24 protein-coding genes are annotated in these 23,818 nt (G+C 43.7%); 10 read left to right on the top strand and 14 right to left on the bottom strand.

Features of this window, described 5'->3' with window-relative positions:
- Positions 1 to 39 precede the first annotated feature (39 nt).
- Positions 40 to 1,584 carry an ABC transporter substrate-binding protein gene (locus WKT01_RS03745; RefSeq protein WP_117975190.1) on the bottom strand — a complete coding sequence of 515 codons (1,545 nt, stop codon included), beginning with the start codon at positions 1,582 to 1,584 and terminating at the stop codon, positions 40 to 42.
- Between the two features lie 166 nt (positions 1,585 to 1,750).
- Between WKT01_RS03745 and nrdR the strand changes: the two genes are divergently transcribed.
- Entirely contained in the window at positions 1,751 to 2,200 is a 450-nt protein-coding gene (gene nrdR / locus WKT01_RS03740) for a transcriptional regulator NrdR (RefSeq protein WP_059068154.1), read from the top strand.
- 73 nt (positions 2,201 to 2,273) lie between these two features.
- Here nrdR and WKT01_RS03735 read toward each other — a convergent pair whose 3' ends face one another.
- The 9 genes from WKT01_RS03735 to WKT01_RS03695 all read right to left on the bottom strand — a co-directional run bounded on the left by WKT01_RS03735 (position 2,274) and on the right by WKT01_RS03695 (position 8,993).
- Positions 2,274 to 2,528 (bottom strand): PRC-barrel domain-containing protein, encoded by a 255-nt coding sequence (locus WKT01_RS03735; RefSeq protein ID WP_059068152.1) that lies wholly within the window; start codon positions 2,526 to 2,528, stop codon positions 2,274 to 2,276.
- 86 nt (positions 2,529 to 2,614) lie between these two features.
- Positions 2,615 to 3,394, bottom strand: coding sequence for an ABC transporter permease (locus WKT01_RS03730; protein WP_059068150.1), 780 nt, complete (start codon positions 3,392 to 3,394; stop codon positions 2,615 to 2,617).
- Positions 3,395 to 3,409: 15 nt separating this feature from the next.
- Positions 3,410 to 4,471 (bottom strand): ABC transporter substrate-binding protein, encoded by a 1,062-nt coding sequence (locus WKT01_RS03725; protein ID WP_059068149.1) that lies wholly within the window; start codon positions 4,469 to 4,471, stop codon positions 3,410 to 3,412.
- Positions 4,468 to 5,268: a nucleoside phosphorylase gene (locus tag WKT01_RS03720; RefSeq protein ID WP_242866620.1), complete on the bottom strand. Its 801-nt coding sequence runs from the start codon at positions 5,266 to 5,268 to the stop codon at positions 4,468 to 4,470. The genes WKT01_RS03725 and WKT01_RS03720 overlap by 4 nt, the downstream gene beginning before the upstream one ends.
- A gap of 12 nt (positions 5,269 to 5,280) precedes the next feature.
- Entirely contained in the window at positions 5,281 to 6,063 is a 783-nt protein-coding gene (locus tag WKT01_RS03715) for an ABC transporter permease (protein ID WP_059068147.1), read from the bottom strand.
- Positions 6,060 to 6,806, bottom strand: coding sequence for an ABC transporter ATP-binding protein (locus WKT01_RS03710; RefSeq protein WP_059068145.1), 747 nt, complete (start codon positions 6,804 to 6,806; stop codon positions 6,060 to 6,062). Before WKT01_RS03710 ends, WKT01_RS03715 begins: the two co-directional genes overlap by 4 nt.
- Before the next feature lie 15 nt (positions 6,807 to 6,821).
- On the bottom strand, positions 6,822 to 7,556 hold the full coding sequence (locus tag WKT01_RS03705) for an IclR family transcriptional regulator (protein ID WP_340311462.1): 735 nt from the start codon (positions 7,554 to 7,556) through the stop codon (positions 6,822 to 6,824).
- Between the two features lie 301 nt (positions 7,557 to 7,857).
- Positions 7,858 to 8,421 carry a chromate transporter gene (locus WKT01_RS03700; RefSeq protein WP_059068138.1) on the bottom strand — a complete coding sequence of 188 codons (564 nt, stop codon included), beginning with the start codon at positions 8,419 to 8,421 and terminating at the stop codon, positions 7,858 to 7,860.
- Entirely contained in the window at positions 8,421 to 8,993 is a 573-nt protein-coding gene (locus tag WKT01_RS03695) for a chromate transporter (protein ID WP_117975193.1), read from the bottom strand. The genes WKT01_RS03700 and WKT01_RS03695 overlap by 1 nt, the downstream gene beginning before the upstream one ends.
- A gap of 111 nt (positions 8,994 to 9,104) precedes the next feature.
- Here WKT01_RS03695 and WKT01_RS03690 point away from each other — a divergent pair, with 111 nt between their 5' ends.
- Positions 9,105 to 10,022, top strand: coding sequence for a LysR family transcriptional regulator (locus WKT01_RS03690; RefSeq protein WP_242866619.1), 918 nt, complete (start codon positions 9,105 to 9,107; stop codon positions 10,020 to 10,022).
- Positions 10,023 to 10,063: 41 nt separating this feature from the next.
- Here the strand turns inward: WKT01_RS03690 and WKT01_RS03685 are convergent, their stop codons facing one another.
- The gene (locus WKT01_RS03685; protein WP_340311461.1) at positions 10,064 to 11,323 is read right to left on the bottom strand and encodes an ABC transporter permease; all 1,260 of its coding nucleotides are present in this window, start codon (positions 11,321 to 11,323) and stop codon (positions 10,064 to 10,066) included.
- Positions 11,324 to 12,097: an ABC transporter ATP-binding protein gene (locus tag WKT01_RS03680; RefSeq protein ID WP_117975195.1), complete on the bottom strand. Its 774-nt coding sequence runs from the start codon at positions 12,095 to 12,097 to the stop codon at positions 11,324 to 11,326.
- A gap of 179 nt (positions 12,098 to 12,276) precedes the next feature.
- Between WKT01_RS03680 and WKT01_RS03675 the strand changes: the two genes are divergently transcribed.
- Entirely contained in the window at positions 12,277 to 12,684 is a 408-nt protein-coding gene (locus WKT01_RS03675) for a DUF3783 domain-containing protein (RefSeq protein WP_117975196.1), read from the top strand.
- Between the two features lie 48 nt (positions 12,685 to 12,732).
- Here WKT01_RS03675 and WKT01_RS03670 read toward each other — a convergent pair whose 3' ends face one another.
- Both WKT01_RS03670 and WKT01_RS03665 read right to left on the bottom strand, forming a co-directional pair.
- Positions 12,733 to 14,505 (bottom strand): ABC transporter ATP-binding protein, encoded by a 1,773-nt coding sequence (locus tag WKT01_RS03670; protein ID WP_340311460.1) that lies wholly within the window; start codon positions 14,503 to 14,505, stop codon positions 12,733 to 12,735.
- A complete protein-coding gene (locus WKT01_RS03665) occupies positions 14,495 to 16,246 on the bottom strand; it encodes an ABC transporter ATP-binding protein (RefSeq protein ID WP_340311459.1) in 1,752 nt (583 codons plus the stop codon). Before WKT01_RS03665 ends, WKT01_RS03670 begins: the two co-directional genes overlap by 11 nt.
- Positions 16,247 to 16,441: 195 nt before the next feature.
- Between WKT01_RS03665 and WKT01_RS03660 the strand changes: the two genes are divergently transcribed.
- The 7 genes from WKT01_RS03660 (at position 16,442) to arcC (ending at position 23,810) form a co-directional block, all read left to right on the top strand.
- Positions 16,442 to 17,143, top strand: a complete 702-nt coding sequence (locus WKT01_RS03660; RefSeq protein ID WP_059068126.1) for an ABC transporter ATP-binding protein — start codon at positions 16,442 to 16,444, stop codon at positions 17,141 to 17,143.
- A gap of 2 nt (positions 17,144 to 17,145) precedes the next feature.
- Positions 17,146 to 18,759 carry an efflux RND transporter periplasmic adaptor subunit gene (locus WKT01_RS03655; protein ID WP_340311458.1) on the top strand — a complete coding sequence of 538 codons (1,614 nt, stop codon included), beginning with the start codon at positions 17,146 to 17,148 and terminating at the stop codon, positions 18,757 to 18,759.
- Between the two features lie 33 nt (positions 18,760 to 18,792).
- Positions 18,793 to 20,034, top strand: a complete 1,242-nt coding sequence (locus tag WKT01_RS03650) for an ABC transporter permease (protein ID WP_340311457.1) — start codon at positions 18,793 to 18,795, stop codon at positions 20,032 to 20,034.
- A 31-nt stretch (positions 20,035 to 20,065) separates the two neighbouring features.
- A complete protein-coding gene (locus WKT01_RS03645) occupies positions 20,066 to 20,455 on the top strand; it encodes a hypothetical protein (protein ID WP_117975201.1) in 390 nt (129 codons plus the stop codon).
- 122 nt (positions 20,456 to 20,577) lie between these two features.
- Entirely contained in the window at positions 20,578 to 22,155 is a 1,578-nt protein-coding gene (locus WKT01_RS03640; RefSeq protein ID WP_117974096.1) for a DUF975 family protein, read from the top strand.
- A gap of 14 nt (positions 22,156 to 22,169) precedes the next feature.
- Positions 22,170 to 22,709 carry a prolyl-tRNA synthetase associated domain-containing protein gene (locus tag WKT01_RS03635; protein WP_117974094.1) on the top strand — a complete coding sequence of 180 codons (540 nt, stop codon included), beginning with the start codon at positions 22,170 to 22,172 and terminating at the stop codon, positions 22,707 to 22,709.
- A gap of 171 nt (positions 22,710 to 22,880) precedes the next feature.
- Complete coding sequence (gene arcC / locus WKT01_RS03630; RefSeq protein ID WP_117974092.1) at positions 22,881 to 23,810, top strand: carbamate kinase; 930 nt, start codon at positions 22,881 to 22,883, stop codon at positions 23,808 to 23,810.
- Positions 23,811 to 23,818: the final 8 nt, after the last annotated feature.

Raw genomic sequence — 23,818 nt, 5'->3', positions numbered from 1 at the left:
GGGACCCTGTATACATATCGTTTTTCTCTTTTTTATACGCTACTCTACCTTATATATCGCGGACATATCCTGCACATACAGCGGATAAAACTCATATCCGTCATACGCATCACTGATCGCGACTAAATTGGCAAGATCCTGTATATAGACATTTGCCGCTTTTTCTGTAAGGATCCCTTCCAGTTCTTTATATAACGCTGTCTGTTCCTCCTCATCTATCGCCGCGATCGCTTTTTGGAATGTCGCATCATACTCTTTATCGTTAAAATTGATAAAGTTTCCATCCGCGTCTGAGACAAATCGTTCCAACATAGCACGCGCTGACAGATTGGAAGCGTCTACGCCGACGACCGTAGACTGGAAGTTTCTCCCCGCGTAAACATCCTCCAGCCATGCCTCCCATTCGACCGGTTTGATCGTGGCATTCACCCCGATATTCTTGAGTTCTTCGACGATCACCTGGGCCGTATCCACATGCGGCTGATCTGCCGAACACACCGTGATCTCCAGATCAAAACCATCTTCATAGCCGGCCTCTTTTAACAATTCTTTTGCTTTCTCATAGTCCTGCGCATAATATTTCGTATACGTATCGTCAAAATATTTTTTCAGTCCCGGATACATACTCGTCCCTACCCGGACTCCTTTTCCATCCGCGATCATTGCCATGATCTCCTCCGGATCGATGGCATAGCACAGCGCCTGGCGAACCTTTTCATTGTTCAAAGGTTCCGCGTCATTATTCAGATACAGCGCCTGCACCAGGTTCATCGTACCTTCTTCAATATGGAAGCCTTCCGTAAGTTCCGCCGCCTGCGCAGACGTCAGGCGCATATACATATCGATAGAACCACCTTTTAGATTCGTCACTACCATATCCGCATCCGCTACGATCTTAAATTCCACTTCGTCTAAATGTGCTTTTTCTCCCCAGTAATCCTCATTTTTCTTCAAAATGATATTCTCCTGCGGGGAACGCGACACAAATTGAAAAGGACCCGTTCCTACCGGTTCCGTCTCCAGTTTGTCATATCCTTTCGGGATAATAGCCGTTGTCATATAGGCAAGAAATTCCGTATTAGGCTCTGACAGGCGTATTTCTACCGTCTTGGCATCCAGTATATTTACACTCTCGATAATAGAATACGCCGATACGAGCGGTTCTCCATTCGACGTATCGGCGCATCTGTCAATTGAATATTTTACATCTTCTGCCGTAACGTCACTCCCATTATGGAACTTGACTCCATCACGCAAGGTAAACGTATATACCTTTGCATCTTCTGTTATTTCATAACTGCTTGCTACGGCTTCTGTTAAATTTCCATCTTTATCTGGTTTTACCAGACCTTCATATACATTAAATAAAACCTCTTTTGTTCCTGCCGCAACTGCTTTATGTGGGTCAAGACTGTCCAAATCCTGGGAAATACCAACACGGATACTTCCTCCTTCGACCGGTTTCCCTGAAAGTTCATTCTCGGTTGCAGACCCTGCCTCTTTCTTGTCACCTGAACACCCGCTCAGTGCAACAGACAAGACAAATGTCAACACCAAAAGAATCGCTGTTCCTCTTCTTTTCATGCTTGTCTCCTCCTTCAAATAACCTTCATTATTAAATTGTCGAAATTATTGTAAGTGATTTTTCTGCATTTTGCAAGTGTTTCCTTTACAAAAAGCAGGCAGATTGTGTATACTTAAAGACAGAATAAACTGATAGTAAAAGTAACAAGAAAGGCAGGTTCTTATTATGAAGTGTCCATATTGTGGTCATCCAGATACAAGAGTGATCGATTCCAGACCAGCAGAAGATAAAAACTCTATCCGCAGACGGCGTTCCTGCGATGAATGTGGAAAACGTTTTACTACCTATGAGAAAGTAGAGACTATTCCCCTCATCGTCATCAAAAAGGATAATAACCGTGAACAGTACGACCGCTCCAAGATCGAACACGGTATTTTAAGCGCTTGCTATAAACGCCCTGTTCCGGCAAATGAGATACAAAAAGCCATTGATTCTGTTGAACTGGAGATTTTCAACAGGGAAGAAAAGGAGATCCCAAGCAGTCTGATCGGTGAGATCGTCATGGACAAACTAAAAGCGCTGGATCCCGTAGCGTATGTAAGATTCGCCTCCGTCTATCGCGAGTTCAAAGATGTCAATACCTTTATGGATGAATTAAAAAAATTCCTTCAATAAAAAATCTCAAAAGCAGAGAAGAAATAGGCACTGTCCTGCAAGACCTGTGCTATTTCTTCTCCGTTTTTTATTTCTACAACTTCTGTAAAAATTTCTCTTCCTGGATCTCTACCAGTATGATATCCGGTCCTATTTTTTTTATACAGGCAAAGGGGATCACATACTCGCTGTCCGTTCCCAAAAAACCACAGATTTTCCCCGGTCCCGGGATAATGATCGCCTCCACACAGCCATCGCAGATATTCATTTCAATATCTACCACACAGCCCAGCCTTTTACAGTTGCATATATTGATCACTTCTTTTTCCCTTAATTCGCAGATCCTCAATCCTATCCTCTCCCGGCCGGATATATCCTCTTGCTGTCAATATATGCAGAAGTACAGCAGACTGTGCAGCAGAACATGCAGCTGTATCAGCCCATAACTTCTTTATCGATTACTTTCCAATAAAGCGCATGTTTTTCTATAAACTCAGACACCAGGTACAATAGAAGTCCAATAGCGCTCAATAAAATAACGGCGTTTAAGATCAGTTTAATATCAAAAGTCTCCCTGCCCAGATTTAATAAATATCCAAGACCTGCTTTCGCTCCGATCATCTCTCCGATCACCGCGCCTGTCATAGCCTGGGTCAGAGCTAATTTGATACCAGACAAAAGCATCTCAACTGAATACGGCAATTCTATTTTCACAAAACGCTGCCAAGGATTTGCTTTTAAAATCTTCATTAAATTATAAACATTCGGATCGATCGAACGGATGGCCGATACTTCATTTATCATAATCGGAAAGGACACGACAAGTATTACAAGCGCGGCTTTGGACTTAAGCCCCAGTCCCATCCACAATATAAACAGTGGAGCCAGCGATATTTTAGGAGCTGTCTGGATAATAATGACAAACGGCATGATCAGACGCTCTAAAATCTTTATCTTTGCCATAATGTATCCTAATACTAGCCCTATAGCAATACCGATCAAGGTTCCTAAAAATATTTCCTGCATCGTCACTGCTATATGCGGCCAGATCGTTCCCCCTGTAAATAATTCAATAAATGAGAGCAAAAGAGCATAGGGATCCGGCAGCACATAACTGGAGATATGGAAAATTTTAATGTATGCTTCCCAAATGATAAGTAATATCGGGAAAACAATGACTGGAAGAATGATCTTCCTATTTTTTCGATAAAACATAGCTCTTTATTCTCCTTATTTTCCCGGTGTATATAAAAGTTCTTCCGCTTGGAATCCCTCGTCAATAATTCCGTATTTTACTGAATCGTCGATCAATGCCTGCCACTTTTCCGGATCAGAGGCCCCGATTCCCTTTTCTTTCGTATACTCACTCTGCCATAATGTCGGAATAAACACTTCATTTAAGATCTGTACTGCCACATCTCTTTTCGCTGTATCAAACGTCTGCGCATGATTTTCTATAGAAAAATCTACTGCTTCCTCTGCATGTCCATCTATGACATATTCAATACCTTTTGTAAGTGCTTTTGTAAATCCTTCTATCACTTCCGGTTCCTTGTTTGAAAGTTCTTCACTTGTGATCACAACGTTTCCGAAGGACGGCAGAAACTGGTCGCACAAGATCTCTTCCGCTTCATATCCCGCATTGTTTAATTCGATCGTTCTTAATTTCGAAAATACGATCGCATCGACCTGACCTTCTGTCAGAGAGTTCAAGATCGCCCCTGTCCCGATCACTTCTACTTTCACATCATCTACTGTAAGTCCCGCCGACTCCAGCGCTGCCTGCAGCTGAAAATAATTGGCGCTGCCAAGACTTGTAACAGCCACTGTTTTTCCTTTTAAATCTGCCGGTTCTTTGATTCCGGAGTCAGCGCCAAAGATGATCGCGCCCAATCCTTCCTGATATGTCGTATGCGCCACTTTTACCGGGATACCTTTTGATTTTGCCGCTACTACCGCATCTGCATTCGGAAAACCAAAATCCACATTTCCACTTGCTACATTTGTGACAATATCTGCTGCCGCAGCATAATAGAACTCCACATTTAATCCTTCTTCTTTAAAATACCCTTTCTCCTGCGCCATATAAAGCGGAGCGTAATATGGCACTGCCGCTCCATCGATCTGAATAGAAACCGTCCTTAAACCGCCTGCTTCCTCCTTATTTTCCTTCTGCTGTGCCTGTCCGGTCTGCTTAGTGTCATCGGCTGTTCCGCTGCCGCAGCCGGCAAGAACAGATACTGCCATTGCAACACCTAATACTACTGCTGTGATCTTTCCTTTTAACTTCATGATTCTTTTCCTCCTTTTATATAACGTTTATTTAACTTCCAAGCTCCTTCCAGAGCTAGCATACACATTCTTCTCTGTGCCTTTGCATTGTCCACCTCCCATTGATCTGTGACCCGGTTGCAGTGCACGGAACAAATACTTCCGGCATATATGTTCTGCAGAGATGCCATCGTATAGATCGTCTCCGCTTCCATTTCCAAATTGACCAGATTCAATTTCTGATATTTTTCCAATTGAGAAGCTTCATCATATTCCTTTTCATAAGGAAGTGCTCTGCCTTGTCCGTGGTAAAAAGACGCGATAGACGCACAAATTCCTGTATAATACTGTATATGGCTTTCTTCACAGGCCTCGATCAAAGAATCTATCACCTCCACAGACGCTACTGCCGGATATTCTAGAGGCGCATAAAAAGTGGACGTACCGCCAAGCCGCATTGCTCCTGTATTGATGATCATGGAACCGCAGGGAATTTCTTTCTTTAAAACTCCCGTCCCTCCTATACGGATAAGCGCTTTTGCGCCAAGCCCGATCAATTGGGCAACGGCAATTTCTGTAGAAGCCGCCCCAATTCCCGTAGAACATACGGAAATCTTCATATCTTTATAATAACCGGTTCCTATCGTATATTCCCTGTTTCTGCTTATAATGCGAAACTCTTCGCACAGTTCCTGAAACAGCTCTACTCTTCCAGGATCCCCCGGAAGAAGGACGATTTCTCCGATATCTCCTTCCTCACACAATAGATGGGGCATTTTTCCATTAATTTTAGGTGATGACGCTGATATAAAATTCAAGTTGTGCCTCCTTTATTTCTTTGATTCATGCCAATATAAGGCTTTATTTTCGAATATACTGACAATCTCATACGTTACGATCCCAAGTACGATCGTCACAATGATCCCCGCCAGCAATGCCGGTGTGTCATAGGTAGAAGAAGAATAGGTCAAAATATACCCAAGACCAACTTTTCCTGACATCCATTCTGCAACGATCGCTCCAATGACCGCCTGTATAATTCCGATCTTAAAACTAGAAAATAATGCCGGCATTGAATACTGCATTTCGATTTTTGTAAAAATCTGCCATTTGGATGCTTTTAATACCTTCATCAAGTCTTTCGCTTCCTTTGGTATGGAATCTAATCCAAGCATCATGCCTGACAGGACAGGAAATAATACCATTGTAATGATCAAAATAATTTTTGATACGATGCCGATTCCAAACCAGACTACAAAAAGCGGAACAAGCGCGATCTTCGGAGCTGTCTGGAAAAATATCAGATACGGCATCAAAGCTGTCCTGAGCACATCCACCTTTATAAAAAGATAGCCAAGCGCCATTCCCAGCACGCTTCCGATAATAAAGCCGAGGATCACTTCATAAGTCGTAGCCCATAAATGTGGATATACCGTTCCATCCGCGAACATTTCTATGAGGCTCTTTCCCACTTCTGCCGGACCGGGAAGGACATACAGCGGCACATCCTTTACCGTAGTATAGATAAGCCATGCCAGCACAAACACACCAATAGATAGCACATATTCTAGTATGGAGCTTAACAGCTTTCTCGTTTTATTTCCCTTTTTCATCCGATGATCCCCCTCAAATATTTACTATATTCTGTAAATTCAGGAGCATTTCTTGTACTTTCCCCTCTCGGTCTTGGCAGGTCGATATTCACGATCTCTTTAATCCTTCCCGGACGGGGTGACATAACTACTACACGATCCGATAAAAATACCGCTTCTTCAATACTATGCGTAACAAAAATAATGGTTTTCTTTGTGTTTTCCCATATATGCAGAAGCTGTTCATTTAAATTATCCCTTGTCAATGCGTCCAACGCACCGAAAGGCTCGTCCATCAATAAAAGCGGCGCATCATAGGAAAGTGCTCTTACAATAGAAACTCTCTGTCTCATGCCTCCGGACAACTCTCTGGGGAGAGCTGTCTTAAATTCTGTCAGTCCCGCCAGCTCCAGCAGTTCATCTAACCTTTTTAAATTTTCCGGTGTTTTCTTCTTCTGTATCTCTAATGGAAATTCTGCATTTTTCTGCACATTTTTCCACGGAAGCAGCGTCGCATCTTGAAATACAAATCCCATCTGCTGGTTCACGCCGTCTCTATATTGGATTTCTCCTTTACTCGGTTTTTCCAGATTTCCTATCATTTTCAGTAACGTCGATTTTCCGCATCCTGACGGACCGATGATGGAGATAAACTCGCTCTGTCTTATATTCAAATTAATATTTTCTAATGCAACCGTATCTGCCTTTAATAAATTGCTGTAAATTTTAGATAAATTTTTTATTTCCACACTATACTCTGCCATATGTACCACCTCTTCTTAACTGATCGCTTTCGTAATAGAATCCGCACTTTGTTTTAATTTTTCAATAATTTCATCCGTGATCATCCTGCTTTGCTTCATACTCGTCAAAGCCAGCGCAGCCGCCACTTTTTTATTATTATCAAAAATAGGACTTGCCACGCCTTGTATCCCCATTTGCAGTTCCTCATCGATCAGCGCATAGCCTTTCTCACGGATATGATCCAATTCCTCCAAAAGTTCTTGGATCTTTGTTTTTGTGTAGGGAGTACTTGGTTTCAGATCCATATTTTCATAGATTTCTTTCACCGTACACCTGTCCATATACGCACTGAATACACGGCCTGCCGATGTTGAATAGAGAGGCATCTGTTTGCCGATCTTCACCATATACATAGAGTGTTCATCGCTTTCAATACAGGCAATATTGATAATATGATTCTCCTCCATTACACATAAAACTACTGTCATTTGTATCTCTTCTGCTAATTTCTGCATGATCGGTTTTGCAAGGTTCACAAGTATATTATTTTTACTCATATTCGAGCAAAGCGTATACAATTTATATCCTATCTTGTATTTTCTGCTCTCACTGTCCTGGATGATAAAGTTGTTTTCTTTGAGACTTGCCAGGATCCGATGTATCGAACTAGGCGGCAAAGACAACTTTTTCGCCAGACCAGACACAGATAGACCATTCGTCTCTTTACTTAATATCGTCAATATTTCCAATGCTCTGTCTATCACCTGCATGTTTTTCTCCTCCTTCCTTATTCCGTTATACGGAATACTATTCCACTTGTTTTCCTTAATCTGTGGCGACAGCTTATCACCGCTTATCACAATTGTCAATCTATTTCTATTTTTTAATATTTTTTTGTTAAACCTTCCCAAAAACATCTCCATTTTTTTGTAAAATAATCCTATAACGGACACATTCTCATATAACAGACAATACTATCAATCTAAAGATAACTGCTTATAAAAAACGCCCCACATTGAACATCTGATCAATGTGAGGCAGTATATTTTACATATCTTCAATACTCTTTTTTCAAAATAGGGAATACAGGACAGTTCCCGCAACACCGGAACCTGCCATGATCCACAGTGGATTCAGTTTCCATTTTCTCAAAACACTTATGCCGATCGCGAAAATAATCACGGCAATCACATCCAAAGATGCCAGATCAGCAGGCAACATTCTCTGTCCGTACAGCGCCATGATCAACAGAGAGATACCTGCAGAGGCGATCATAGCGATCACTGCGGGACGCAGCCCTGCAAGCACCCCCTGTACCATGTCCAAACCACGGAAACGATAGTACATGTAAGCCAGCGTCATCACGATCACGCAGGAAGGGAACACGCAGCCGACTGTTGCGATAACAGCTCCCGGAAATCCTGCAACTTGTATCCCAACAAAAGTCGCAGAATTAACAGCAATAGGACCGGGGGTCATCTCAGCGATCGTCATGATATCTGCGAATTGTGCCATAGTCAGCCAAGAATGAAGATCCACCACTTGATTTTGGATCAAAGGCATGGCGGCATAACCGCCGCCAATACTAAATAGTCCGATCTGGAAAAAACTCCAAAACAATTGAAGATATAGCATCACTTATCACCTGCTTTCTGTCGTTTTTTCTGATACCATGTATCAACCGCGCCAATACCGCCGCAAACGAGAATGATAATGATGATATTTACAGAAAAAAAACGTACGGCTATAAAAGAAGCAAACAGCACAAAAACAGGTAGTATACGCTTCTTTTGAAAGATACTTTTTGACATGTTGATCACGACATCACATATAACAGCAGCTACACCGCAAAGCATTCCCGTCATTGCCATATTCACAATGGGATTATCCCGAAATGCCTGATAGAATATCGAGATTACTGAGATAATGATGAGCGGCGGCAGTACTGTTCCCACTACCGTAAGTACAGCACCGGAAAATCCCGCAACATGATAACCGACTAAAATGGATGCATTAACTGCTATTGCTCCCGGAGAGGACTGCGCAATCGCTGTCAGATCCAACATTTCATCTTCTTCAATCCAACCAAGTTCCTCTACAAATTTTTTTCTCATCAATGGAATGATCACAAAACCTCCACCAAATGTACATGCACTGAGCTTAAAAGTGGAGAAGAATAATGTCCTATATTTCTGCAAACTGTTCACTGCAAAATACCGTCCTTTCCCTATCTATTAACATTATATCTCTTGATTTTAAATAAGGGAAATAATATAATTTAATCATTAAGATAAGCAATTCAGTATAAGGAGAAAAATATGACCATACGCCACATGATAATATTCCGCACGATCTGTGAAAATGGCTATAATTCAACCAAAGCAGCCGCTGTTTTGCATATAACACAACCGGCAGTCAGCCTTGCCATTAAAGAATTAGAGCAATATTATGGTGTACGCCTTTTTGACCGGATCGGACGAAGGCTGCAGATCACAGATACAGGACAGTACTTTCTGCAATATGCCATACATATATCCGACTTATTTTCAGATATGGAAACAGGACTGCGTGATTGGGACTCCAGCGGAATCTTCCGTGTCGGCGCAAGTATTACGATCGGTTCGCAATTTCTGCCTGATTATGTAAAAGCATTTTCGAAAATCTGCCCTGGTATTGATGTCAGGGTTACAATCGAACAATCTGAACGTTTAGAACAAAAAATATTAGCAAATGACCTGGATTGTGCACTGATTGAAGGTATTGCCCATGATCCCAATATTATTTCGGAAGCATATATGGAAGACCATTTGAGTGTCATATGCACTTCCGAAAGAGGTTGGGTACAAGGACAAAGTGTGTCATTGGAAGAATTTCAAAGACAACGTTTCCTCCTACGCGAAAAAGGCAGCGGTACACGAGAAGTTTTTGACCGTGTGACCACACAGGCCGGTATCCACATTGTCCCTGCATGGGAAGCCATGAGTACAACAGCGCTGGTCAACGCTGTCATCAATGGATTAGGTATTTCTGTTTTACCGTATCGGATGATCGTTCCTGCATTAAAACAAGGATTAATTTGTACTGTTAAAGTAGAAGATTTGAATTTCAGCCGAAATTTCCATATCATTCATCATAAAGATAAATTTATGACAACTTCTGCTAAGCAGTTTATCTCTTTATGTAAAAATTATGAAGCTGAGCACCCAGGCCCCTATTATAACGGACTGTATGGATAAATACTAAAAGCCGCATCCCATGGATTGCGGCTCTTGTATTTTTATACTGCCATCACTTTTTCACTCTCAAAGGCTTTTGCGATCGCGGCGATCAAAATCCCTCCCGTCAGGAGCGTCACGCCCAGGGTCATTCCATACTGCGCCATTGTCACCTCCTGTGTCAGTATCCCCTGTAGTGTAAGAGACGTATTATAGATTGGTATCACATAAAACCATTCTTTTGGAGAACCTGTCGTAAACATCGTAGTGATCCCCAAAAGTAAAATCACCATATATACCGGCATCATATAGGAATTTGCCTCTTTTATGGTCTTGGCAAATACAGAAACAAGTACGATCACCGCAGAATATAAGAACGCGATCGCGATCAGCAGGATTGCCAGCATGGCGATCTGCTCCGGTCTAAGGCTCAGATCGATCCCCAGCTCTTTGCCAGACAGTCCCCCCATCATTTGCGGCATAAAAGCAACCATTGCTGCCACATAGACAACTGACGTCGCTCCGGAAATGATCATCAGCGCAAATACTTTGCCCAGCACAATAGAACTGCGCTTGACCGGAGATACTAAAAGACTTGCCAGCGTGCCCCGTTCTTTTTCTCCCGCGATCATATCCGTTCCAATTCCCATGGCGCCTGCAAATAAGAGAATCGTAATAAAATATGGAAGCATCGTACCAAGTACTTTTCCTCCTGCTTTCTCCTTATCCTGCACGATCATATCCGGGTTATCTGCATTCACCGTAAATACTGTCAGTCCTGCCATATCCGGCACCCGCTGGGATAACAAAGTCTGCCGGTAACTTTCCAGCACACCGTTCGAGATCTTCTCAAATGCCGCTTTCGAATACTCCTCAGAAGGGTTATAATATGTCTTTACCTGTGGGATCTCATCTCCTGTCTGATAGTCATAGACATTCTCCGAAAACCCTTGTGGGAACTCGATCATCAGATCTATACCGCCTTCTTTGATCGCTGTTTCTGCTTCTTTTCTTCTCTGGCTTTCATCCAGCGCTCCTTTCGTCTCCAGCCGCAGTACTTCCTCAACATTTTTTTCTGTATAAATACTTACGTCTTTATCCGCTGCCAGGAGGAAATCTTTAAATTCTTCCGGGACATTTTCTATATAAACGATAGACTTATGTGCTTCTACATCCTTTTCCATACGGCTTGTCAAGTTGCTCACCAGACTCATCACTACGATCATGATCGCAACCGGGAACACAAACACCGAAATCAACATTTTCCCGTCCTTAAATACTCTGGCAAGTTCCTTTGTGCATATCTGTTTGATCCCTTCCATCTATCTTGCCCCCTTCTGCTCTTTATATAATGCAAAAAACGCATCTTCCAGATCTTGTGTATTCGTCTCATATAAGATCTCATCCAGGCTTCCTTCTGCCGCTTTTCTTCCATCAATGATCATGCCTATCCTGTCACAGAGTTTTTCCGCCTCTGACATAATATGCGTCGATATGATGACCAGCTTGCCGTCATCTCTTAGTTTTTTCAGATAGTCTGTCACACTTCTTGCCGTGACAATATCTAGTCCATTTGTCGGCTCATCAAAGATGATGATGTCCGGATCGTGCACAAGACATACGGCAATAGCTGCCTTCTGCGCCATGCCCGTAGATAATTCCTTGATCTTCTTTTGTGCAAAATCTTGCATTCCAAAGTAGGCGAATAATTCTTCTTTTCTTGCTTTTAATTGATCTGCCGGTACCTTATGGAGTTTTCCAAAAAAATCAAAAAGATAGTCCACGGAAAACTGCGGATCCAGTTTTATGTCCCCTGTCAGAAAGCCGATTTCTTCCCGGACTCTCTCCGGCTCTTTTTGCACTTCATGTCCGGACACAAGAATTTCTCCCTTTGTAGGTTTTATGATCGTCGAAATACAGCGCAGTGTCGTCGTTTTCCCTGCACCGTTCGGTCCGAGCAGACCATATATCTCTCCCGGCCTTGCCGTCAGACTCAGATCATCGACAGCTGTTTTGATCGGATTTTTCGTCTTAGACTCTTTCATTTGTTTTTTATTCAAACGATATATTTTAGTTAGATTTTTTATCTCGATCACTCCATTATCCTCCTTGTCTTGCGCCTATTGTATTGTTGTGTTAGTACAATTATACTTTTGTTCCCTATTCTTGTCAATCACTTCTTTTTCCTCTTTCATTCTTTCCTGAAATCCTCTACAATGATAACAGCAGGACATGTTTCTGCTTCATTACTATAAATATAACAGGAGGGAAATAAATGAAAGAAACCATTTTACTTTTTCATGCACCTGATAAGGACACTCTTTTAAAAATAGAGATGGCGCTTTTCCCGCTGCACGTTCGCCTGCGCCGCATAACAAAAAAGGATTATAACCAGCCTCTGGGCGCTCTTGCCGGTCTTAAAGAAATACGGCGTCTGGAAGTTCCTTATGAAGGAGAAGAACTCCCAGACACATTCTTTGTCTTTGCCTTCTTCACAGATGCGCGCTTAAACCAGGTTTTGGCAGCGCTTAGAAAATCCGGAGCCGGTCCTTTCCCCTATAAGGCCATTCTTACCCCGACAAATCAAAACTGGGATGCGCTGCAGTGTTTTCAAGAGATCCGCAGCGAACACGAAGCCATACAGCAACAGCTGAAAGAAAAAAACAGCTCCACAGATAAATAGCAATAATTCTCCTATATATAACAATGTACAAAAATAAAAGCGTCGGTTTTACTGCCCGGCGCTTTCACTTTGCACAAATTGGCTTTCATACATATGTCTGTAAAAGCCATTTTTCTTCAACAAACTTTCGTGGTTCCCTTGTTCAATGATCTTTCCATCTTTCATGACTAAGATCACATCTGCCTCCCGTATAGTGGAGAGCCTGTGCGCTACGATGAAGGTCGTCCTGCCTTCCATCAGTGTCGCGAATGCCTCTTGGATCTTCATCTCTGTCCTTGTATCAATAGAAGATGTCGCCTCATCCAGTATCAGCATCGGTGGACTAAGCAGCATGACTCTAGCAATGCACAGGAGCTGTTTCTGTCCCTGTGAAAGGGCATTGCCGTCCTCTGTGATCCACGTGTCATATCCTTTTGGAAGACGGCGGATGAAACTGTGTATATGGGATGCTTTCGCTGCTGCGATGACCTCTTCCTCCGTCGCGTCTGGTTTCCCCATTGTGATATTTTCTCGTATTGTTCCCGTTTTCAGCCAGGTATCCTGCAATACCATTCCGTATCCTGCCCGCAGACTTTGGCGAGTCACCTCTCGGATGTCATGCGCATCCACTTTTATGCTGCCGCCTTCTACATCGTAAAACCGCATCAACAGATTGATCAACGTTGTTTTTCCACAGCCAGTCGGTCCGACGACCGCGACCTTCTGTCCCGGACTGACCTGCAGATGAAAATCCTCGATCAGCTTCTGTCCCGGAATATAAGAAAAATACACATGCTCTGCTTTTACATTCCCTTCTATAGCATTTAAACATACCGCCCCGTCTGGTTCTGGAATTTCTGGTTCCTCCTCTATGAGTGCAAAAATCCTGCCGGCGCATGCTACCGCATTCTGCAATTCTGTCAAAACACCTGATATTTCATTGAAAGGCTTAGTATACTGATTCGCATAACTTAAAAAGCTGGTAAGCTGTCCTACACTTAAACTGCCGCCTATTACAGAAAATGCCCCTGTGATCCCCACACCCGTATACACAAGACTGTTAACAAACCGTGTGGCTGGATTCGTAATAGATGAGAAAAAGATTGCACGCAGAGAATGCTTCTGCAGCCGTTCATTTATTTCATCAAACTGTTTCGTCACGGCTTCTTTTTGCCCAAACATCTGCACGACTTTCTGATTTCCGATCATCTCGTCTATCAATCCTGTCTGTTCTCCCCTTGTCTCCGACTGTCGTTTAAACATAACAAATGTATGTTTCGCGATAAAATTTGCCACAAAGAAGGATACCGGCGTAATCAGGACAACTACCAAGGTAATCTTTACATTAACAGACAGCATGAAGCAAAATGTCCCCAAGATCGTTGCCGCTCCCGTGAAAAACTGCGTAAATCCCATCAGCAGTCCATCAGCGAACTGATCCACATCCGCAATCACCCGACTTACTACTTCTCCATGGGGATGGCTGTCTATATATTTAAGCGGCAGTATCTCCAACTTTTGAAATGCTTCATTACGTATATCTCGGACGGCCTGGTACGTCATTTTATTATTGCATACGTTCATGAGCCACTGAGCCAATGCCGTGAACAGTGTACATAGGCCAATCGACAGCATCACTTTGTATACACCGGCAAAATTGACCATATCTTCTTCGATGATATGATCTACAGCCTGTCCGATCAGTTTTGGCACATACAAAGTCAGCGCCACAGACACCGCTGCCAGTACCAGAGAAAACACGAAAAAAATACGATATTTTCCAAGACGGCGGAACACTTTTTTTACGATCTCCGTCTGTTTTGTTTTTTTCTTATCCTGCATTTTCTTCCTCCTTTGGGAACTGTGAATAATAGATCTCCTGATATGCAGGACAAGACATGAGCAGTTCCCTGTGTGTTCCTTTCCCTACGATCTCTCCGTCATCCAATACAAGGATCTGGTCTGCCTCCTGTACTGCTGCCGCTCTTTGAGATACAATAAATATCGCTGGTTTTCCCAGTCTGCTGTGTATCGCTCTGCGAAGCGCGGCATCGGTAGCAAAGTCCAAAGCGGACGCACTGTCATCCAGTATCAATATCTCCGGCTTTCTCACAAGCGCTCTTGCTATCGTAAGCCGCTGTTTCTGCCCACCGGAAAGATTCCTGCCGTTTTGTTCAATGTGATAAGCAAGTTTTCCTTCCTTTTTTTCTACGAATTCCAGTGCCTGCGCCGCTGCTAGAGCCTCTTTTATTTCCGTCAAAGAAGCATCTGCCTTTCCCCATCTTATATTTTCCTCGATCGTTCCTTTAAAAAGAACTGCCTTTTGCGGGACAACACCGATCCTGGAACGAAGATCCTCCATCTCATATTGTTTTACATCTTTCCCCTTTATCCGTACTTCTCCTTCTGCTGCATCATAGAAACGAGGAAGCAGGTTCACAAGGGAAGATTTTCCGGATCCGGTTCCCCCTATGATGCCTATCGTCTCTCCTTTTCGCACAGAAAATGTAATGTCTTTCAAAGATTCTGCGCCATTTTCTTTATATAAGAGAGATACTTTATCGAATTCAATGAACGGAACGTCTGTTTTTTCCTCTCTCACTTCTTCCTGCTCCCATTTTTCCGTTCCATCCTGCATATCCGGCTTTTCCCTTAGTATCTTCTCAATACGGTTTCCACAGGCCATAGCTTTTGTCACTGTAATGATCAGATTCGCCAGTTTTACAAGTTCTGCCAGAATCTGCGACATATAGTTGACAAGCGCGACCACTTCTCCCTGTGTCAGGATCCCACTGTCCACCCGGACGGCACCTGTATAAAGAAGCAGGATGATCCCGCCGTTGACGATCATATACGTAAGTGGGTTCATCAATCCCGCTATGCGTCCCACAAATTTCTGCGCGTCCGTCAGCGACTGGTTTCCGGACAAAAATCGTTCTTTTTCGCTCTCTTCCTTGTTAAAAGCACGTATTACCCTTGCTCCTGTCAGGTTTTCTCTTGTCACGAGAAGCACTCTGTCCAGATTTTCCTGCACTTTTCTATAAAGCGGCATTGTGATCAGCATAATGCCAAACACGATCACAGAAAGAAGCGGTATGACAATAACGAAGATCATCGCCGCTTTTGTGTCCACCATAAACGCCATAAACATTGCTCCAAGCACGATAAAGGGCGAGCGCAGGAACAAGCGCAAAACCAGATTCACGCCTGCCTGCGCCTGATTGATGTCACTTGTCATTCTTGTGATCAGCGTAGACGTACCGATCGAATCCATATTTGTAAACGAAAATTTCTGTATATGCCAGAACAGCGCATGACGAAGCCCTGTCGCAAATCCGGCTGCCGCTTTTGCCGCAAAATACTGGGCAGTGATAGAACAGGCAAGACCGATGACTCCAAGCAAGATCAGAACCAGGCACATCTTTACAATATATGGTCTGTCCCCATTGTCTATCCCCACATCTATCACCGCCGCCATCACAAGTGGTACGACCAATTCAAAAGCTGCCTCCAAAAGTTTGAACAAAGGGGCAAGTACTGTTTCTTTTTTATATTCTTTTAAATATACCAATAAAGATCTCATTTTTTTCTCCTGCCTTTTTTGCCTTGCGTTCCGCTTTTACGCTATCCTCAGTATAAAGCAACCGGAAACAAAAAGAAAGGCAAAAAATATATTGACATTTTGCAAAAGTAGGTCTATTGTATTATTTAACTAATACAATAATGTTTCTATCTGACACCGGATGTTCTGAATCGTATAACGGATGGAGGAGCTTTTATGGATCCACTCATTAAAGTCGAAGACTTACATAAAATTTATAATCCCGGAGAAAACGAAGTACGTGCGCTGGACGGGATCAGCCTTACAATACAGAAGGGAGAATTTGTCGCGATCGTCGGACATTCCGGCTCCGGTAAATCCACATTCATGAATGTGCTTGGCTGTCTGGATATTCCCACCTCCGGGAGTTACTTTTTAAATGGGAAAGACGTATCCCACTTATCTGACAATGCCTTATCTGACATACGTAATAAAGAGATCGGATTTATTTTTCAAGGCTTCAATCTGATTGCCAATTTAGATGCTATTGACAATGTAGAACTTCCGCTCATATACCGGGGGATCAAAAAAAGCAGACGCCGACAGCTTGCCACACAGGCACTCAAAAAAGTAGGTCTTGACGCAAGAATGAACCATAAGCCTAGTGAACTCTCCGGCGGACAGCAGCAGCGTGTCGCCGTGGCACGCGCCATAGCGGCGCAGCCTCCCATCATTTTAGCAGATGAACCGACCGGGAATCTGGACAGCAGCTCCACACAGGAGATCATGCATATCTTAAAGACTCTCCATACGGGGGGCCGCACAGTCATCATCATCACCCATGATGAGGAGATCGCCGACCAGGCCGACCGTGTGATTCGTATCATAGACGGCAAAGTAGAGGCTGATTATTTAAATAAAGAAAGAGAGGACGCATAACTATGTTTTCGAAAAAGAAAAAAGCACAGAAAAAACTCCCTGCCTGGGTCATCCTGCCGATCCTCGCAGTTTTGCTGCTCGGCGCCTTTGGGATTTCTAAACTGGCAGGAAACGCCAAAGAAGCGTCTGCCGGCACAACCTTAAAAGTGATCAAAGCTGTCAAAGGAAATGTAAAAGAAATCTATACTTCTACCGGAACCGTCGAAAGTGAAAATACAAAAACCTACTATTCCCCTGTCTCAGCGCCTATTAAAGAGTGTAAGGCAGAGGTAGGTAAAACAGTCAAAGCAAATGATCTGCTCATCACGTTCGACACAACAGAGTTAGAACGCAGCAACGAGCAGGCACAGCTCACCCTGCAGTCAAACCTCAATACATCGCAGGCAGCCCGCGCGCAAAACGCCGCGGCAATAGACGCGGCACATGCCGCCAACGCACAGGCTGCAGAAAATGCCAATGCACTGGCCGATACGGTAAATTCTCTTGCGGAACAGGTAAACGCCGCTTATACACAATACCAGGCAAATCTCGCTGCTGCCGGGACACAGACACAGCAAATACAGGCTGAAAGAGATAGGCTGAACACGATCATTGCCGAAAATACAAAAACGGTGAATTCTAATCAATCGCTTATCGACAGCATTGATTCCGGTTACTCCGGCGGGCGCGCACAGATTGCCGAGCTGGAATCCAAGACCAGCCGCACACCAGAAGAAGAGACTCTTCTCACCTCTCTCAAAGCAGTCTTTGCTGACTATGACAATGCCATAGCAGCCCGCGATACAGCCCAGGCAGCTGTGAATGATGCCACAAATCAATTAAACTCTCTTACAGATCCGGCTGTGGACGATGCAGGATATGCCTCGTTAAAAGCGCAATATGAGGAAGCTTACGCACAGTGGCAGTCTGCCTATGCGGCCGCAGGCGGCACGGTTTCTCCTGGTATGAGTTCCGCCGAACTGAACAATCTGGATATCAGCGATAACCTGGCAGAACTTGCCGCGCTTTCTCCTGAAGAACTTATGGAAAAAGGAAAAGAAGGAATGAAGGCAGATATGGACGGTGTCATTGCCTCGGTAAGTATTTTGGAAAGCAATATGGCTGCACAGGGCATGGCGCTTTTTACAATTGCCAGCACAGAAGACGTCCGTGTAAAGATCGAGGTTTCACCCGATGATTACGAAAAGTTGAAAATTGGCAATACTGTTTCTATTAAAATCGGCAAACATGCATATCAAGGGACTCTGACCGAGACAGACAAGATTGCTACCAAAAACGAAAAAGGAGCCTCCGTTATCTGCGCCAGGATCCACATCAGCAATCCGGATGAAAACATCTGTATCGGCGCCTCCGCCAAGATCACCATGACCGTTGCGCAGGCGGATGATGTCCTGGTTGTTCCAAATGAAGTCATCAATGCTTCTACTGACGGCGATTTCGTGTATATAGTAGAAGACGGCGTCATAAAAATAAAACCGGTGGAACTTGGCACTGTCTCGGTCACCCATACAGAAATCAAAAGTGGCTTAAAAGAAGGCGATAAAGTAGTAAACGACCTGAACGCAGATATAAAAGAGGGCATGAAAGCAATCGCCGTGGAAAAAAAAGAGGACTAATGCCTTTGCATAAAAAAGAAAAGAGGACAGATCATGGGACAATTTCTTGAATATGTAAAAATGGCGCTGGGTAATATCCGCTCCAACAAAGGTCGTTCCTTTCTGACAATGCTTGGCATCATTATCGGCATTACATCCGTTGTCACGATCGTCTCCATTGGGAACGGGCTGAAAAAAGATGTGGTAGACGCTTCCAATGAGCAGAACAATACGGTCACCGTGCAGGCGAACACAGATGAAGTCACAAATACCAAGATCATCACAAGTGATGATATCGCATATTTAAAAACGACTTTAAGTTCTAGTGCAAAAAGTATCTCTGCCGCAGAGACCTCCTTCGGGAAAACGACGACACGGAAAGGAACATTTGATACTTATATCACATTTACTACAGCGGATTACGAAAATGCGCAGTATACCTCCCCGCTCATAAAGGGGAAATATTTTACGCCCAACGATGTTTCCAACGCAAATCCCGTCTGTGTGATCGATGAGATCGCCGCTTTATATCTCTTCGGAAATACCAATGTCATCGGAATGAGTTTGGAACTCGCCATTGACAGCGGAATACAGGAAGTGACCATTGTCGGCATACGGGAGACTTCGGATGATATGATGGAAGTGGAACAAACATATCAGATGATGGGGATGGAAAAATCCATATCTACTCTGGAAATGCCTTACACGACCGCAGAATCTTTCGGGATCCCGCTGGATGCCTTTTCGTCTATATCTATCACTGTATATGATCCGGAAGACGCTTCTAGGACAGCTTCTTCTGCCGTACAGGTGTTAAATGCAAGACATCAGAATCTGGGCGACATGCCTTTCATGCAGCAAAAGCCATTGAATCTATCTGATATGATGGGCTCGATCATGGATGGTGTAACAGCCTTTGTCGCCCTGGTCGCCGGGATATCTCTTATCGTCGGAGGGATCGGCGTCATGAATATCATGCTTGTATCTGTTGCAGAGCGCACCCGCGAGATTGGCATCCGTAAAGCATTGGGCGCAAAAACCGGTTCGATCATCTCGCAATTTTTGTGTGAATCTGCTATCATTTCCGGTATGGGCGGGATCATCGGTATTCTGCTCGGAGGAGCGCTGACCGCTTTGATCAGCGCATTGGAAATCGGCGGCATCCATGCGCAGCTTTCCCTTCCCGCCGTTATCATCGCAACCCTTTTTTCCTGCGGCGTAGGGATCATCTTCGGTATTTATCCCGCCCGCAAGGCCGCCCGGCTAAGCCCTATTGAGGCTCTGCGGCGGATGTAAATTTCTTTAATCATAAGGAGGATAAAAAATCATGTCAAAACCAAGTAAACTGTTAAAAGTTGTTTCCATCATTGTGATCGTTCTGGGGAGTCTTTCTGTTCTAGGCGCTATCTTTACGACCGTAATGGCAGTCACTATGCCCGACTTGATCGCACAATCCTATGAACTGATCGGACAAAGCGCGCCCTCTACCGGATACTATGTATATACGATCGCGTCCGCCTGTGTCGTCCTCATAGCCGGCATCATTGGCGTACTGCACAGATCAAAGAAGTCTGTCCTGATCATGGCTGTCATCTATCTCGTGCTGGAATTTGGAAGTGTGATCTACTCTTCCATCACCATCGGCTTCTCGTTTCTGTATGTGGTAGATCTGATCCTTCCGATCCTCTATGCATGGGGCTGGTATCAATCTGAATAGTGTATCGCTTAAACGAGAGCTCCCTGGGGCACGATTTCCAGCGGGGCTCTTTTGACTTGCAATTAAATGATTTCTAAACTATAATAAATAGCACTATCAGATTCAGCGGGGGAATATGAGAAATGTGGAAACGGACTGCAGTCAAAAAAGAAGCAAAGAAATACTTTAAGACGGGCAATTGGCGTATGATAGCCGTCTGTTTTCTGATCGCCGCCTTAACGACTACCTATCCTCTTGCTACTACGTTCTTCAATCAGTATATTCCAGATATGCAGGGGCAAACAGCCTCCGCCTATGTACCGGAATACTCTAATTCTGAAGTATTAAATGATACGATCATACATATTTCCAATCACTCCGGTACGACCCCAATATTAGACAACGTTTCTTTTCAAATAGCTGATATTCTCATAGATCTGTATTCCAGCGCTTCTTCTGCCGTTTTCTCTGCCCTTCGCGTATTAAACAGCTTTTTTTCTGAAACATTCAGTTATTCTACACTTTTTTTGCTTCTTGGTATGGTTCTGACATGTATGTATCAGCTTTTCGTTTCTAATATCCTGCGTGTTGGTGAAGCACGTTTTTTCCTGGAAATCCGCAATTACTCGCAGACCGGGATCAGTAAGATCTTCTACTTATATAAATTACGGTATCTTTTAAAACCTGCCTGGGTCATGTTCTGCCGTTCTGCCTTTCAATTTTTATGGAATCTGACGATCGTCGGCGGCATCATCAAGCATTATGAGTACAGCATGATCCCTTATATCCTGGCAGAAAACCCTGCTGTTGGAAGAAAAAATGCATTCTATTTATCCAAACAGCTTACCCAGCAGAACAAATGGAAGCTCTTCCTGCTGGACATCTCCTTCTTAGGGTGGAAATGTCTTTCTTTTCTCACTCTGGGTTTTCTGGATATTCTATTTGTAAACCCATATATTGCCTGTACAAAAGCAGAGCTGTATATGACTCTGCGGCGTAATTATGTTCTCTCCCGTTCTCCTCGTTATGAGAAACTCAACGACGCAACACTCGAACGGGTCCTTTCCGAAGACGAGCTGTTGATCAGCAAAGCGCTCTATGACGACTCACATGGGCCTTATACGAAAACAGCATATTTTGCTCCAAAGCAGTACCCTGCCTTTTTGTACTCTATCCAGCCTCCGGAATATGCGGTAAAAACGCCGCTTAAAGTGCAGCAAAGGTATTCCTTTCTTTCTCTGTATTTTTTATTTTTTGTCTTTTCTGTCTTTGGATGGCTTTTCGAAACGGGAATCGCATTGCTCCGCGACGGTGTATTTATCAACCGGAGTTTTCTTATCGGTCCATGGCTCCCTCTCTACGGTATATGTGGCTTCTGTATCCTTGTCACAATGCGCAGATTCAGTGAAAAACCTGTTCTCACTTTTTTATTTATTACAGGGATCTACTCTCTTCTTGAATATACCGTCAATTGGTTCGTAGAATCAGAGTTTCATGTACGTCTCTGGAATTATAATCAATATTTTCTAAATATAAATGGGCGAATATATATAGGAGGAAGTGTCGAGTTTGCCCTTCTGGGCTGTGCGTTTCTGTATTCCCTTGCCCCTAGATGGAACCGCTTATTTTTAAAACTTACGCAGACAAAAAGAATCTGGCTGTGCCTTCTTCTGACGATTCTTTTTGCCGCAGATGTCGTATTTTCACTTTCATTGCTATAAACGGAGGAATTCTTATGGTACACACAGAACTTTTTACAGAAAAACCCGATTGTACAGACCGCCTTCCCAAGGAAGAACGGGTATATGATCTTTTATATACGCTCGCCATCCCTTTTATCGGGGTCGATCATGATGTCGCTCCTACCATCGAGGCATGCCGGGAGATCAAGGATGTGCTGGGCGTTATGCCATGTAAAAATCTATTTCTCAGGAACCGCCAGAAAACAGAATTTTATCTCCTCCTACTGCCGGGAGACAAAAAATTTGTCACAAAAGATTTATCCCGCCAACTGCAGATTTCCCGCCTTTCCTTTGCCGAACCGGAATTTATGGAAAAATTTCTGGATATCACACCCGGAAGCGCCAGTATCCTGGGACTTATGAATGACGGCCAACACCGTGTGCATCTTTTGATAGATGAAGAAATCCTTGCAGAAGAATCGATCGGCTGCCATCCCTGTATCAACACAACCAGTTTGAAAATACAGACGGCGGATATAGTAGAAAAATTTATAAAATATACAGGACATCCTTATACAGCCGTACATTTATAATCTTGCATTTTTTATGAAAAAATATTATACTTTTTATTAATCATGAAGTTCTCGCTGTCCGGAAACGAGAGGAAGCCTGCCTGCTCAAACAGCAGGCGCCGTCAATGCCTTTCTCTCTGTTCTTTACATAGATCGTCTTTTCAGACAGCCGAAAAAAACTGGAGGAATACTATGAAAAAACGAGTTGTTGTCGCCTTAGGGCACCGTGCGCTGGGAACCACCCTGCCGGAACAGAAAATCGCCGTAAAAGCTACTGCAAAATCTATCGCAGATCTGATAGAGGAAGGATACCAGGTTGCCATTACGCACAGTAACGCGCCGCAGGTTGGTATGATCCACGCTGCTATGAATGAATTCGGAAAAGCGCATCCCGACTATACCGCGGCTCCGATGTCTGTCTGCTCCGCTATGAGCCAGGGGTATATCGGATACGATCTGCAGAACGGGATCCGTGAAGAACTTTTAAACCGCGGTATCTACCGCACGGTGAGTACTGTACTGACACAGGTCATCGTAGACCCCTATGATGAAGCTTTCTATACGCCGACCAAAGTACTGGGACGTTATATGAATGTACAGGAGGCAAATGAAGAGCGAAAAAAAGGAAATTATGTCATTGAGGAACCGGGGAAAGGATATCGCCGTGTCGTTTCCGCTCCAAATCCGGTTAAGATCGTAGAATTGGACGCTGTCAAAGCTCTCCTTGACGCCGACCAGATCGTCATTGCAGCCGGCGGCGGCGGGATCCCTGTCATGGAACAGGACAATCACTTAAAGGGCGCAAGCGCTGTCATCGAGAAGGATCTTATAGCAGGAAAATTAGCAGAAGGCGTCAACGCTGACTTGCTCATGATCCTGACAAGTGTAGAACAGGTATGTATCAATCTGGGACAGGAAACAGAAGAAAAACTCGGAAAGATCACTGTAGAACAGGCGAAAAAATATATGGATGAAGGCCATTTCGGTATCTATAACATGCTTCCCAAATTCCAGGCGGCAATTGAATTCATACAGGAAGGAGACGGACGCCAGGCTTTGATCACTTCTTTTGATAAAGTAAAAGAAGGATTAAAAGGAAAAACCGGAACGATCATCAGTTAAATAAGAAG

The organism is Mediterraneibacter sp. ICN-202921, from assembly GCF_037890075.1.
GTDB classification, from domain to species: Bacteria; Bacillota; Clostridia; order Lachnospirales; family Lachnospiraceae; genus Mediterraneibacter; species Mediterraneibacter massiliensis.
This window is presented reverse-complemented; position numbering and strand designations above follow the sequence as displayed.

Coding starts and splice junctions, on each gene's coding strand:
- nrdR (WP_059068154.1), top strand. CDS start 1,751: ATGAAGTGTCCATATTGTGGTCATCCAGATACAAGAGTGATCGATTCC.
- WKT01_RS03650 (WP_340311457.1), top strand. CDS start 18,793: ATGGGACAATTTCTTGAATATGTAAAAATGGCGCTGGGTAATATCCGC.
- WKT01_RS03715 (WP_059068147.1), bottom strand. CDS start 6,063: ATGAAAAAGGGAAATAAAACGAGAAAGCTGTTAAGCTCCATACTAGAA.
- WKT01_RS03635 (WP_117974094.1), top strand. CDS start 22,170: ATGGTACACACAGAACTTTTTACAGAAAAACCCGATTGTACAGACCGC.
- WKT01_RS03725 (WP_059068149.1), bottom strand. CDS start 4,471: ATGAAGTTAAAAGGAAAGATCACAGCAGTAGTATTAGGTGTTGCAATG.
- WKT01_RS03700 (WP_059068138.1), bottom strand. CDS start 8,421: ATGCTATATCTTCAATTGTTTTGGAGTTTTTTCCAGATCGGACTATTT.
- arcC (WP_117974092.1), top strand. CDS start 22,881: ATGAAAAAACGAGTTGTTGTCGCCTTAGGGCACCGTGCGCTGGGAACC.
- WKT01_RS03745 (WP_117975190.1), bottom strand. CDS start 1,584: ATGAAAAGAAGAGGAACAGCGATTCTTTTGGTGTTGACATTTGTCTTG.
- WKT01_RS03730 (WP_059068150.1), bottom strand. CDS start 3,394: ATGTTTTATCGAAAAAATAGGAAGATCATTCTTCCAGTCATTGTTTTC.
- WKT01_RS03675 (WP_117975196.1), top strand. CDS start 12,277: ATGAAAGAAACCATTTTACTTTTTCATGCACCTGATAAGGACACTCTT.
- WKT01_RS03705 (WP_340311462.1), bottom strand. CDS start 7,556: ATGCAGGTGATAGACAGAGCATTGGAAATATTGACGATATTAAGTAAA.
- WKT01_RS03665 (WP_340311459.1), bottom strand. CDS start 16,246: ATGAGATCTTTATTGGTATATTTAAAAGAATATAAAAAAGAAACAGTA.
- WKT01_RS03640 (WP_117974096.1), top strand. CDS start 20,578: ATGTGGAAACGGACTGCAGTCAAAAAAGAAGCAAAGAAATACTTTAAG.
- WKT01_RS03710 (WP_059068145.1), bottom strand. CDS start 6,806: ATGGCAGAGTATAGTGTGGAAATAAAAAATTTATCTAAAATTTACAGC.
- WKT01_RS03690 (WP_242866619.1), top strand. CDS start 9,105: ATGACCATACGCCACATGATAATATTCCGCACGATCTGTGAAAATGGC.
- WKT01_RS03685 (WP_340311461.1), bottom strand. CDS start 11,323: ATGGAAGGGATCAAACAGATATGCACAAAGGAACTTGCCAGAGTATTT.
- WKT01_RS03655 (WP_340311458.1), top strand. CDS start 17,146: ATGTTTTCGAAAAAGAAAAAAGCACAGAAAAAACTCCCTGCCTGGGTC.
- WKT01_RS03670 (WP_340311460.1), bottom strand. CDS start 14,505: ATGCAGGATAAGAAAAAAACAAAACAGACGGAGATCGTAAAAAAAGTG.
- WKT01_RS03645 (WP_117975201.1), top strand. CDS start 20,066: ATGTCAAAACCAAGTAAACTGTTAAAAGTTGTTTCCATCATTGTGATC.
- WKT01_RS03660 (WP_059068126.1), top strand. CDS start 16,442: ATGGATCCACTCATTAAAGTCGAAGACTTACATAAAATTTATAATCCC.